Annotated in this window: 13 protein-coding genes; 3 read left to right on the top strand and 10 right to left on the bottom strand. The window is 60.4% G+C overall.

What is annotated here, in order from left to right; translation table 11 throughout:
* Window positions 1-54 precede the first annotated feature (54 nt).
* The 7 genes from EKM88_RS07905 to EKM88_RS07875 form a co-directional block, all read right to left on the bottom strand.
* Window positions 55-924 (bottom strand): AraC family transcriptional regulator, encoded by an 870-nt coding sequence (locus tag EKM88_RS07905; RefSeq protein WP_125704937.1) that lies wholly within the window; start codon window positions 922-924, stop codon window positions 55-57.
* 146 nt (window positions 925-1070) lie between these two features.
* Window positions 1071-1505, bottom strand: coding sequence for a MarR family winged helix-turn-helix transcriptional regulator (locus EKM88_RS07900; protein ID WP_125704935.1), 435 nt, complete (start codon window positions 1503-1505; stop codon window positions 1071-1073).
* Window positions 1506-1538: 33 nt separating this feature from the next.
* Window positions 1539-4097, bottom strand: a complete 2559-nt coding sequence (locus EKM88_RS07895; protein WP_125704933.1) for a YhgE/Pip family protein — start codon at window positions 4095-4097, stop codon at window positions 1539-1541.
* A gap of 274 nt (window positions 4098-4371) precedes the next feature.
* Window positions 4372-5019 (bottom strand): TetR/AcrR family transcriptional regulator, encoded by a 648-nt coding sequence (locus EKM88_RS07890; protein WP_125704931.1) that lies wholly within the window; start codon window positions 5017-5019, stop codon window positions 4372-4374.
* A gap of 86 nt (window positions 5020-5105) precedes the next feature.
* Window positions 5106-6257, bottom strand: coding sequence for an ABC transporter permease (locus tag EKM88_RS07885; RefSeq protein ID WP_125704929.1), 1152 nt, complete (start codon window positions 6255-6257; stop codon window positions 5106-5108).
* Window position 6258: 1 nt separating this feature from the next.
* Complete coding sequence (locus EKM88_RS07880) at window positions 6259-6981, bottom strand: ABC transporter ATP-binding protein (RefSeq protein WP_125704927.1); 723 nt, start codon at window positions 6979-6981, stop codon at window positions 6259-6261.
* Between the two features lie 105 nt (window positions 6982-7086).
* On the bottom strand, window positions 7087-7746 hold the full coding sequence (locus EKM88_RS07875; RefSeq protein ID WP_125704925.1) for a cyclic nucleotide-binding domain-containing protein: 660 nt from the start codon (window positions 7744-7746) through the stop codon (window positions 7087-7089).
* Window positions 7747-7833: 87 nt separating this feature from the next.
* On the opposite strand from EKM88_RS07875, the gene EKM88_RS07870 reads away from it, so the two are divergent.
* Window positions 7834-8433, top strand: coding sequence for a YczE/YyaS/YitT family protein (locus tag EKM88_RS07870; RefSeq protein WP_125704923.1), 600 nt, complete (start codon window positions 7834-7836; stop codon window positions 8431-8433).
* Window positions 8434-8505: 72 nt separating this feature from the next.
* Window positions 8506-9717 (top strand): MFS transporter, encoded by a 1212-nt coding sequence (locus tag EKM88_RS07865; protein WP_125704921.1) that lies wholly within the window; start codon window positions 8506-8508, stop codon window positions 9715-9717.
* Window positions 9718-9793: 76 nt separating this feature from the next.
* Here EKM88_RS07865 and EKM88_RS07860 read toward each other — a convergent pair whose 3' ends face one another.
* The 3 genes from EKM88_RS07860 to EKM88_RS07850 are packed head-to-tail and all read right to left on the bottom strand — an operon-like array spanning window position 9794 to window position 11573.
* Window positions 9794-10285: a GNAT family N-acetyltransferase gene (locus EKM88_RS07860; RefSeq protein WP_164512047.1), complete on the bottom strand. Its 492-nt coding sequence runs from the start codon at window positions 10283-10285 to the stop codon at window positions 9794-9796.
* A gap of 17 nt (window positions 10286-10302) precedes the next feature.
* Complete coding sequence (locus tag EKM88_RS07855) at window positions 10303-11079, bottom strand: tyrosine-protein phosphatase (protein ID WP_125704917.1); 777 nt, start codon at window positions 11077-11079, stop codon at window positions 10303-10305.
* 44 nt (window positions 11080-11123) lie between these two features.
* The gene (locus tag EKM88_RS07850) at window positions 11124-11573 is read right to left on the bottom strand and encodes a GNAT family N-acetyltransferase (protein ID WP_404819966.1); all 450 of its coding nucleotides are present in this window, start codon (window positions 11571-11573) and stop codon (window positions 11124-11126) included.
* Between the two features lie 165 nt (window positions 11574-11738).
* Between EKM88_RS07850 and EKM88_RS07845 the strand changes: the two genes are divergently transcribed.
* On the top strand, window positions 11739-12095 hold the full coding sequence (locus tag EKM88_RS07845) for a hypothetical protein (RefSeq protein WP_125704913.1): 357 nt from the start codon (window positions 11739-11741) through the stop codon (window positions 12093-12095).
* The last annotated feature ends 15 nt before the right edge of the window (window positions 12096-12110 follow it).

The following is a 12110-nucleotide window of genomic DNA, read 5'->3' as shown; positions in this document are numbered from 1 at the left end:
CAAAAACGCTTACAGGAGGAGTGTATCATGCCACCGCGGCGCAATGCGACACTTCTAAAGGCAATCATGGTCAATTTTGGCCGTTCGCGCATACGCTCGCCGATACGCGCCGGGAGTCAGCTGCTTCCACACCTTGAAGTTGCGCGTCAACGACTTCACACTGCCAAACCCCACGGTGTCGGCGATGTAGTCGATCTGCTTGTCCGACTCCAGCAACAGGCGCCGCGCGGCCATCAGCCGCACCAGCCGAACGTAATGGGCCACCGGCATCTGCACTGCGGCGTTGAACTGCTGGTTGAGCGTCGTCAGCGACACGTGAAACTGCGCGGCGATCCCCGCCGTTGTCAGCGGCTGCGCGTAATCCCGGTCGATCCGAGCCATCACCATGTCCACGAGGCTGGGATTTGGGTTCACATCCGCATCCGCCAGCGGTGTGGCAAACGCCTCATCAAGGAGCACCAGCACCGGATAGAAGTGGCTGAGGATCATCAGCCGGGCGTTCGGGGTCAATCCCGCTTCGATCAAGCGGCGCATCGCGGTCAGGTGCCCCACCATCGCATCATACGCGGCCGGCGCCAGCGTGCGGCTTGCCGCGCCATTCAAGGTCAGGTGCCAGTTGGGGCTTTGCGGCAGGCGTGCGGTCAAAAAGGCCTCGTCGATGATCAGCCCAAACTCGTCCCAGTCCGCGCGGTGCGGGCCGCTGGCACTGTGCACCGCGCGGCGGTTCACCGCCCACAGCGCCCCTGGCTGATGGGTCGTGGTGTGGCCATCCGTTACGAACGAAAGCGGCCCCCCGGCCACCAGCAGGTTCAGCTCAATGCCCTGATGCCAGTGCGGCGCCACGTCGATCGTGGTCAGCGGGTCATGCGAATAGAATTTGAATGGGAGTCTTGGTCCCTGCTGGACCTGCTCGTACGTGCTCATCTGCTCACCTCAGGTCTAGCATACCCCAGCCGACGCAAAAAGTCTGCCACCCGCAGGCGACAGACTTTCGCGTTGAACTGCTTGTTCAGCTTACCACGACGGGGGAATCCGCAAGGGTCAAAATTGGGGGCGGGAACGGTCAGTTTTCACTGCTTGACGATCTTCTCGCCCACCCGCTCCATCAGCCGCAGGAGCTCGCGGGCATCCGCCTCGCCGAGCAGATCGACCCACTTGGCAAAGCGCTGTTCGATGCGCGCGTTGAGCCGCACCGTCACCGCTGTGCCCGCCGGGGTCAACGCCAGCGGCAGGCGCCGCCGGTCGTTGGCCTGCCGCAGCTGGATCACCATACCCCGCGTGATCAGCGCGCGAATCTGCCGCGAGATCGCTGCGCGGGTCACCCCGCGGTGCTGGGCGATTTCGCTGACCGCCAGCTCGTGGCCGGCTTCCAAGTCACGCATGATCAAAAACTGTTCGAATGACAGGCCATCTGCCTTCATGGGTTCGGCGATCAGCTCATCCAGCCGCTTGAAGGTCTGCCAGTACATGCGCAGGTAATCCTGCAAGAGTTGTGGATCGCTCATCTGCTTCTCCCCTTTTCAGTCAGCCCAAACCAGTTAGTCCGTCACGTGGCCTTTGTGTTGCATGGCCGTGGCCGGGATCATCAGTGCGAGGCTGACCACCGCGACTGCGATGAGCACGAAGACACTTGTCGCAACGGTGCCGGCCGCAATGCCGCTCGTGATCATTTCCCGGTAGCCATTGATCGCGTAAGTCAGCGGCAAGAACTTCTGCGTGCTTTCGTACAGCGGGCTGATGGTCTCAGCCGGGAACAACCCGCCGGACCCGCTCAGCGTCAACAGGCCCAGGGCCACGAAGATCCCCGCCCGGCCAAACGCGATGTTCAGCGCCATGGTCAGGTACTGCGCGGCCAAAGCGAAGAGAATCGTGATGCCGAAGAAGCCCGCGATGTGATCGACCGGCAGCCCCATGACCAGCATCAGCGTTGCTTCGATCACGCCTGCGGCCACGGCCACCCCTGTGCCGATCGCCAGTTTGCCCAGCAGCCACTGAAGCGGTGCGCGGTCGTCATCGTCGTCACGCTTCATCGGGTAGGCGAAGTTGAAGATGATGATGGCAATGAACAGCGCCAGAGCCAGCACGTAAGGCGCCAAGGCGGCCCCGTAGTTCTTCACGCTGGAGTACTTGAGCTGCACGTCCTGCGATGGCGCGGCAAACATCTTCGCCGTCAGGTTGGTCAGCTTGGTCTTGGCGATCTGGTCGTACCCATCCGCTAAGCCGTCAGACAGCTGCGTGTTGGCCGCCACCAGCTTGCCGGAGCCATCGTACAGCTGGTTGACGCCGTCAGACAGCGTCGGGACCTGCGCGTTCAGCTGGCCCAGCCCGTCATTGAGCTGACCGGAACCGGTGTAGAGCTGGGACACGCCGCTGGCAAGGGTCGGCGTCTGGCCGTTGAGCTGGTTGAGCCCAGTGGCCAGCTGACCGGAACCGGTGTAGAGCTGGGAGACACCATCTTTCAGGGTCGGCACCGCCGCATACAACTGGTTCATGCCCGCCTTGAGTTGGGCCACGCCGTTCATCAAACTCTTGGCGTCTGCGCCGTTAACCTTGGTGTCAAGTTGCGTGAGCCCTGCCTGTAATTGCTCAACGGCACTCCGATACGTATCGTGGCCACTATTTTCTGGGTGACTCAGCTCGTTATCTAGTGTTGTGAGCTTGGCCTGGAAAATTTTGACAGCGTTAAGTAACCCCTTCGGATCGCCGTCTTTATCAGTGGACGTATCCGTAATCGACGTCTTTGCGTAGTTCAGATACGCCTTGACCGTCTTGTATCCTTCCTGATTGGCGGCCTGTTCCGCTGCATAGGACTGCTTGAACTGATCCAAAGCAGTTTGCGCATTCGCGTCACCTGACGCGGCGACAGCGGCAGTCAGACTATCAAGATCGGTCTTAGACTGCTTAGTCGCAGCCGTGGTCGCTTTTTCAAAATGGTACAGCGGGTAAAGCTTCGAGCCAGCAGGTAAGCCGATATCTGCCGCAGTGACCCCAGCGACAGTAGGCAGGCCCATATCAACAGGCATGAAGGAAGTACTAATCAGCGTGTTCTGATTTTGAACGGCGGTGACCAACTTGTCCATCCCAGCCTTCATCATCGCGACCCCTGTCGGCATGTCTGGGTTGCCATCACGCTCGGTCAGCGTTAAGCGGTAAAGCTCACTGATGCCGTTCTTGAGGAGCCGCACACCTGAGGTCAACTTACTCTGATCGCCAGAATCGGGCTTATTGCCCACATTGGCGGCCAGTTCATTGAGGCCATTATTCAGTTGCGCCACACCGGCCCCCAGCGTCGGGACCTGTGCCTGAAGCTGACCTAAGCCTGCGTTCAGTTGGTTCCCCCCAGCGGTCAGTTGCGACACGCCGCTGGTCAGTGCCGGCACATTGCCATTCAGCTGGCCCAACCCATCATGCAGTTGGGTCCCGCCGTTCGCCAGCTGGGTCACCCCACTCGACAGTGTTGGCACGCTGCCATGCAGTTGGGTCAGCCCGTCGTGCAGCTGGTTTTGCCCCGCGGTGATCTGGGTGGCGCCATCGCTGGCCGTCTTGATCTGCTTACCGATGCCCTTGATCTGGCTGAACAGCTCGCTGGCAAAGGCCGTGGTGACCTTCTCGCGGATCTGGCTGTTCAGCTTGTCGGCGCCGACCTGGCTGATGATCTCGGACACGTAGTTCAAAGACCCGTTCGTCTTGTACGTGAGCTTCATCTGCTTAGGGTGCGCGTCAAGCACCGTGGCGGCGTTCTTGGAGAAGTCCTTCGGGAATGTCACCACCGTGTAGTACTGGTTGGTGGCCAGGCCCTTCTTGGCTTGTTCCGGGGTGACAAAAACCCACTTGAGCTGCTTGTCATCGTGCAGCTGCTTGATGGTGTCGCGGCCGGCGTTGATCGTTTTGCCATTCAACGTGGCCGGCTCGTCCAAGTTCACCACGGCAACGGGGATCTTCCCGGTGTTGCCGTACGGGTCCCACGCCGAGGTGAGGAAGCAAAATGAGTAGGCGAACGGAATGAACAAGATCACCACCATCGCTGCCATCAGTCCCTTATTCTTGGCAATGTTTCTGAATTCGTGCGTTAACAAAATCACTTTCAACTCCTTCATCCAACCCCAACCGGGTCTGGAAATTTAAAAATGGGCTTTCACTTCAACCGCATTAACTGTTCATGCCATTGACAAAAACACACTATCCGCCCAATTGGTTTAATTGTCAAACAATTTCTTAACTTCACAAGGGGCGGTGCCGCCATGCGGCCGGCTCGTGCCCCTTTTGCCTCAATGACAAAAATATTTTTTCACAAACAGTCGCGTCGCGCCCGCCAAAAAAGTCGCGCTGTCCTCGCCATTATGGCTGAGGGCAACGCGACTTTTGTTAGCGCTATTCTGGGGCAAGCCCCTTGAGCAAAAACTGCACCTCGCGATCCACCATCGCGTCGATCGCGGTGACCGACTGACCGGCCAGCAACCGCGGCACGATGTCGCCGGCGATCGTCCCTGCAGTGAACGCAATGATTTCAGTGGCTGGCCAGTCGACGAGCTGCCCCGCCGCCTGGTAGTGCTGGACCACCGGCACAAGGCGTTGCTGCATCAGCTGCGTGAACGCTATTTTAACGTCCGCGACCAGTTCAGGACGCTGCAAAGCCTCACCCACCATGATCTTCACCACCTGGTAGTTGCGTAGCGCAAACGTGATGCGGTCGGTCAACACAAGGCGCAGGAACGCCTCGAACGTTTCCGGCGCGTGGGTCATGGTGCTGGCCGCAAACTCACCGGCCGCCTTGGGGACGACCTCCGCGATGAACGGCCGCAAAATCGCCTGCAGAATGTCATCTTTCGTCTTGAAGCGCTTGTACACCGTGCCCTCGGAGACCCCCGCCGCCCGGGCGATATCGCTGGTGCTGGTGCGCGCGAACCCCTGCTTGGCAAACAAGGCCAAGCTGGCGCGCAGCACCGCTTTTTGTTTATCGGACAAGTCGCTTTCGGCCAGCGTCTGGTCGAACAGCGTGGTCACATCATTCACACTCATTGCTTGCGCCCCTCTCTGCCTTCATTATACCCGACACGCAACCGGCGTGGGTCAAGATATCTGGGCACCAGCGCGATCGATCGCGCTCAGACCTTCCGGTAGCGCCGCATGCCGCGCACATTCAAGGCCGTCAGCAAAAGCAGGAAGAGCAGCAGGACCGCGATGTCGCGCCCAAGGCTGGTCAGTGGCGTGCCGTACATAATGATCTGCGTCATCGCATCCCCGGCGTAAGTCAGCGGTAGCACGAACGAAATATCCTTGACCCAAGTGGCCAGTGAATCCAGCGGTACGATGCCGGAGAAAAATACCTGCGGAATGACAATGATGGGAATGAACTGCATCATCTGGAATTCCGACTGCGCAAGCGTCGACATCAGGATGCCAAAGGCCAGCGCCACCAACGCGAGCAGGAAGTTGATGGTCATCACCCCGGCCAGACTGCCCGCGATCTCAACCCCCATGAAGCCCACCGTGCAGGAAACGATGATGACGGTTTGGATCAGCGCCAAGATACCGTAGCTCATCATGTACCCGAGAACGATCTCGCCGCGCCGCACCGGTGTTGCCAGCAGACGGTCCAAGGTGCCCGTGGTGCGCTCCTTTAACAGCGCCATCCCTGAGATCAGGAAAACGAAGAAGAAGACGAAAAAGCCCATCAAGATCGGCACGATCTTGTCAAAAAAGCCACTGTCCTTATCGCCATAATTGTAGCGACTCGTGATCTTGGTGCTGGTCGGCTGCTGGCGCTTAGGCATCTGAACGGTCCCAGCCGCCTGCGGGGCCACCTTTGCCAACGTGGCGGTCAGCTGGGCCACGGTCTGGCTCAGCTGCACCGTGGTTTGCGTCAACGTCTTCATGCCGTTGACCGTCAGCGCAGCGTTGAAGCCGGCCTTGACCAGGCTGGTTTTGGTCGCATCGGTGTTCGCGTAGGTCACGGTGTAGTGATTGGCGCTGGTTTCGTGAATGACCGCGTCCACCTTCTGGTCCTTGAGCGCCTGTTGCGCTTGACGGTTGCTGGCCTGCTTTTGGACCGTCACATGCTTGATGTCGTTCAGTGCTGTGCGGATGTTGCCGTCAACGCCGACCGTGGCCACTGTCACGCTTGTGGTCGCACTCTGAGTAAAAATTAGTTTCATGAGAAACATGATCAACACGGGCGCCACGAACATCATCGCCAGCGTCCGCTTGTCACGGAACAGCTCACTGACCACGCGCCGCGCAATATAAAAAGACCGCATCTCAGGCCACCCCTTCCGCTTTGAGGAACACCTGCTCAATGGACGTCACGCCATACTGCGCTTCCAACAGCGCCGGCGCCCCATAAGCCATCACCTTGCCGCCCAAGAGCAGCGCCACTTCATCGACCAGTTCAGCTTCATCCATCACGTGGGTGGTGATGAGCACCCCACGACCGGCATCACGCAACCGGTGCAACTCGGTCCAGATTTTACGCCGCAACGCCGGGTCGATACCGACCGTTGGCTCATCTAGGATCAACAGCTCGGGGTCCCCGAGCAGCGCAATGGCCAAGGACAGCCGCCGCTTCATCCCACCGGAGTACCCGGCCACCAACTTGTTCAAGTCAGGCGTCAGGTCCACGACCGCCGCCACGTGCGCAATCGCCGCCGCCAGGGTGGCCTTAGCCACGCCCTTCATCCGCCCGAAGAAGCGCAGGTTCTCCGCGCCGGTCAGCGCCGAATACAGCGAATCATCTTGCGCCATGTAGCCGATGCGCCCGAGCAACTGGCGGTTGGGCATGTGGGTGGCCAACACCAGCGCCTCTCCGCCATCGGCCACTTCCATCCCCAGCGCCGTCTTGATCACCGTAGATTTGCCGGCCCCACTCGGGCCAATCAGCCCGAGAATTTCGCCAGCGGCCACGTGTAGGGTAACATCCGTCAACACGGTTTGCCGCCCGAATTTCTTTTGCAGATGATTCAGATCCATCAGTTGTTCTGCCATGTTAATCCCTCCCAAGTGAGTGTTCACTCACTTAACAACCGTTACTGTACGCCACGTTTCGGTGAGTGTCAACTCATTTTGAAAACATCCTGCGCGCTGCCACACTCAGCGGTCCCCGGCCGTCAAAAAGGCGCGCATGGCCGGCGCATCCAGCCGATACCCGCCCGGCTGCTTTGCGATCAGCCCCGCCTCACGAAACTGGCGCAGGGTGTACATCAGGTGGCGGTATGACACCCCGAGGTAATCGGCGATCTGCACGTTGTTCTCCTGGTACACGCCAGCCACCGCCACGGTCAGCATCAGTTCGGCCAGCCGGTACTTGAACGCCTGTGTTTGCGCGCTGGCCATGTGCGTCATCCGCCGCAGGAGCTTGACGCCGATGTGCTGCGCCAACAACTGCCAAAAAGCTGGGGCCGTCGCCAGCTGCGCCTCGATCACCGACTGGGGAATGGCCAGGCAAGCCACCGGTCCGATCGCCAGTACCGCCTTGGCCGCATCCTCGGCGCCCACCAACGTCAGCTCGCCCAGCAGGTCGCCCGGTTGCACAAACTGGAGTAGCGCCGCCTTGCCGTTGGCGGCCGTCGCCATAATGCGGGCGCGCCCACGCAGTACGATCATCAGATCAGGCACCGGCGCCCCGGCCGTGACTAGCGGCTCGCGGTCCCCGAAGGTGCGGCACACGCACTGGCGCAAAACGGCATCGGTCAAAAACGGAAACGCGGCAAGCGGCGCATCGGTCCGCGCACCCCAAGGTGATTGCAACATCTTTTTGCCCTCCTCTGTGAGATATCTCCTACCCGCCAGTCTACGCCTGCGGGTACGCTATGACTATCAATTCTATTGGAGGTCCTTATGCACCCTCGTCAAATGCTTTTGTCCCTCGGATTTTACCTCTTCACGGCAGTCGGTATCAGCCTGACCATCATCGCTGCGGTCGGCGTCAGCAGCTTCTCGGCGCTCAACGTCACGCTCAGCACCGCCACCGGCATTCAGGTCGGCACCCTCACCACCGCACTGAACCTCACCTTCATGGCCGCGTGCCTCGCCTTGGACCCTGCGCGCTCGTGGCGCCAGTACGGGCTGATGACCGTGGCGCTGCTTCTGTTCGGCAGCTGCATCAACTTCTTCACCTATGTCGTGTTCAGTCCGCTGGCACCGCATCAGTACGTGGCACGGCTGGCACTATTTCTGCTCGGGACCGCTATGGGGGGCTTCGGCACCGGCCGGGTGCTCAAGTATGCGTTACTCAAGTTTCCCATTGAAACCTGGTGCTCGCTGATGGCAGCGCGCACACGCATCAGCTTTCAGCGGTACCGCTACGGCGTTGATGCCGGGTGCGTGCTCTTAGCGATCGGATTGGCGTGGGCGCTGCACCTGCCGCTGACTGTGCGGGAAGGCACGGTGCTCAGCTTCCTGATGCTATCAGGGATGATCACGCTCGGTCGCCGCTGATCAGACGACCCGGTCACAAAATCTTCACATTTTTCCGGCACACTAAAAGGTCGTGGTGGGAAAGAAGGATGAATGATGACGGAAGATACCGGCCTGTGGCGCCGTAACCTGTATGTCCTGTGGGGCTGCACCTTCGTGGCAGGGGTGGCCTTTTCAGAGTTAATGCCATTCATGTCGCTGTACGTCAGCCAGCTAGGGCATTTCACCAAAGCGGAGGTGTCCTTTTACTCCGGGCTGGTTTACGCGGCCACGTTTCTGGTCACGGCCATCGTCAGTCCCATGTGGGGCGCGTTGGCCGACCGCAAAGGCCGCAAGATCATGCTGATTCGGGCGAGCTTCGGGATGGGGGCCGCCATGTTCCTGATGGGCCTGGCCACCAACATTTGGCAACTCATCGCCCTGCGCGCCTTGCAGGGCCTATTCTCCGGGTTCATCAGCAACGCCCAGGCCCTGATCGCCTCGCAGACCCCGCGCAAGGAAGCGGGCAAAGCCCTCGGGACGCTGGTCACCGGGTCGACATCCGGAATGTTGATGGGGCCCATCCTCGGTGGTGCGCTGGCCTCGGTGTTCTCCATTCGCATGACGTTCTTCATCACCGCCGGACTGATGTTCATCGCGGGCATTCTGTCTGCGACCATGGTGACCGAACATTTCGTGCCGTTGCCCAAGCGCCCCAGTGCCGGCAAAGGACTGCTGCGCGGACTGCTCAGCCAGTTCCCTGACCCTAAGCTTATCATCTTGTTGCTGCTGTCAACCCTGTTCGTTCAGCTGGGGAACACCTCCATCGCGCCCATCATCAGTCTATACGTCAAGGAGCTGATGGGCGGCGCCGGGCGCATCGCCTTTGTCGCCGGCATCATCGCAGCTCTACCGGGGCTCGCCAACATCATCGCGGCCCCACGGCTTGGGGCATACGGCGACCGGCACGGCTCGGGCAAAATCCTGATCGCCGGTTACCTGTTCGCGGTGCTTGTGTACCTCCCTCAGGGGTTTGTCACCAGCGTCTGGGCCCTCGGTGCCCTGCGCCTTCTCGTCGGCGTCTCAGACGGCGCCTTATTTCCCACGATTCAAACGTTGCTGACCAAATACTCCCCGGTCAGCGCCACCAGCGCCATTTTCTCCTGGAACCAGTCCTTCCAGGCGCTGGGCAACATGCTGGGGTCGCTCCTCGGCGGCACGCTGGCCGGGCTGTTCGACTACAACGTCGTGTTCTTTGCCACCGCCAGTATGCTCTTGGTCAACTTCCTCATGCTCTGGTTCCTGGCACCGAAGCTGCGGCAATGAGCGTGACCCGCCTTGTGTGTCGAACTAAAAATGGCACCGTCCTGTTCGCAAATCGCGAATCGGACGGTGCCATTTTTTATTCTCGGTGCCAATCCAGGATCGTCACATCGAGCACATGGCCGTTTCCCAAGCTGGCCTGGCCGGCTGACACAAAGGTGAAGCCAAGCGCCAGCCAGAAGGCCATGCCGGCCTCATTGGCATCCGCCACGCCCACGCGCACGCGCTGGACATCGGGGTGCGCGGCCAAAAGCTGTGTGACCACCTGACGACCGTAGCCCTGTCGGCGATTGGCGACCGGGAGCAACAACAGGCCGATGAACAGGCTGGTCGCATCAGGGTAGCCGATCAGGTAATCCAGTACGCCGATCGGGTCGCCATCTGCCAGAATCAGGCCAAAATGCTTGGCGTCAGCAGGCAATGCCGCCGGCCGCGCGGTGCGGTCTTCTTCCACCGTGGCGCGGCTGGGGTAATTCTGGTCGGTCAGCTTAAAGTAATCTGCCGCGCCTTCGTACAGCGCCAGCACCTGCTTGCGGTCTTGCATCGTGCTGACCGGGCGAATCGTGAGCATGGTCTCGCTTCCTTTCATCAAAGCAAATACAGCTGCTTGAGCTGCGCCACCTGTGTATCGGTCAGGTCCAGCGCCTGGCTGAGGTAGCGCCGCATCGAGCCGTAGCGCTGCGTGACCGTGGCGAACGCCGTGTCGAGATACTCGCTGCGCGCAATCCACAGGTCGCGCAGGCTTTCCTGCGTGTTGGCGTTGGCCCCGGCCGCCTTAGCCGTGGTCAGCACCTCATCCACCGCGGGCCCCACGTACTGGTTGGTCGTCATGTAGTCGGTGCGAATCGTGGCTTCCGGCACATCCAGCGCGGCCAGCACAAACGCGGCCCCCATCCCCGTGCGGTCCTTGCCCGCCGAGCAGTGGAACAACAGCGCACCGGTCTCGTTTTGAAGCAGCAAGTCAAAGAACTGACGGTACGCGGTCTGGGACTGCGGATTGGTGATGATGTCTTGGTACGTCTGGAGCATGTTCTTGTACCCGCCCTGCGCGTCAAACGCAAAGGCCTTCTGCTGCTCCTTCCACGTCGTCACCTGCGTCTCGTCGTACGGAAACACCGGGTCAAAATGGTACGTGGCCCCGGCTGGCACGCGATCAGGCGCCAGGTCCCGTTCCTCCGGCGAGCGAAAGTCAACGTCCCAGCGCACGCCGTAGTCCGCCAGATAAGCTTGGTCGCGCTCGGACAGCTGGTCGAGCTTGCTGGCCCGCACCAGCCGGTGAGGGGCCACCTGGCGCCCGTCTGTCGTACGATAGCCGCCAAGGTCGCGGAAGTTGAAGCCGTGGTGAATGTTCAAAAGTTGGGCCAAGTCTGCACCTGATTTCCATAGAGTTTACCCTCTATTCTAACGCATCAGGCGGGTTCCGTCAGCACCATGTCGACATGTGGAATGCCGTCTTCGAGGTACGGATCGCTGATCGCGGAAAAGCCGAAGCCTTCATAGAAGGCTTGCAGGTACAGCTGCGCCTGAATTTTTACCGGCATGTCAGGGTAGCGTTCGGCAAGCGCCAGTAGGGCTTCTTTCACCACGCCCGTGGCAAGGTGCTCGTGGCGCGCCGATTGCACCACCAGTACCCGGCCAAAACTCATGTGCACCCCATCGTCATGCGGTACAATGCGTGCATACGCCACTAGCTGGCCCGCGCGCCGCAGCATCACATGCACGGCCACGGCGTCCTTGCCGTCCACCTCCTGGTACAAGCAACGCTGCTCGACCACAAACACGGCCACGCGGGCGCGCATCACCTCCAGCAGCTCATAGGCCGTCATCTCGGCCGTCGGTTTGATGCGAATATCTGTCATATCGCTCATCCTTTCGTGGGTTTGCCCGCATTGTCGCACACCCTCAAGCCGTGGGGCAAGTGGCAACCTTCGAGTCAACTTGCGCGCTTTTTGGCGGCAGGCGGCGTATCATCACGGTATTGTTAAGTGAATCGCACCCTGTCCTCATCAAAGGAGGCGCCCGAAATGACACCTGATGTCACCCCAGCATTGGCCAACCTGCAGTGGACCGTTGACCACCACTTCTTGCATATCCAAAACCATTCGCCGTTCGCCCGGGCCATCGCCGTGCAGTTCGAGCTGGCGTACACCGACATGCGCATCGTTGAGCTCGCTCTGCAGCTGCGCGACCCGGTGCCGGTCGACCTACTTTCAGCGTTTCGCACGACCTACGCGGCGATCCGCAACTACGAGTGGCCCTTCATCGCCGGCGGACCCGAGGAGTATTACGCGCAGCACGGCGCAGACTTCAGCGACTACCAGCAGCAAGTCACCGAGTTCGACGCGTTGATCGCGCAGATATCGGCACTGGCAACGAACTGAACCCCGCGACAAACC

The organism is Lacticaseibacillus daqingensis, from assembly GCF_003946115.1.
Taxonomy (GTDB): Bacteria; Bacillota; Bacilli; order Lactobacillales; family Lactobacillaceae; genus Lacticaseibacillus; species Lacticaseibacillus daqingensis.
Note: the sequence above shows the minus strand (reverse complement) of the source record. Positions and strands in the feature narration are given on the sequence as shown.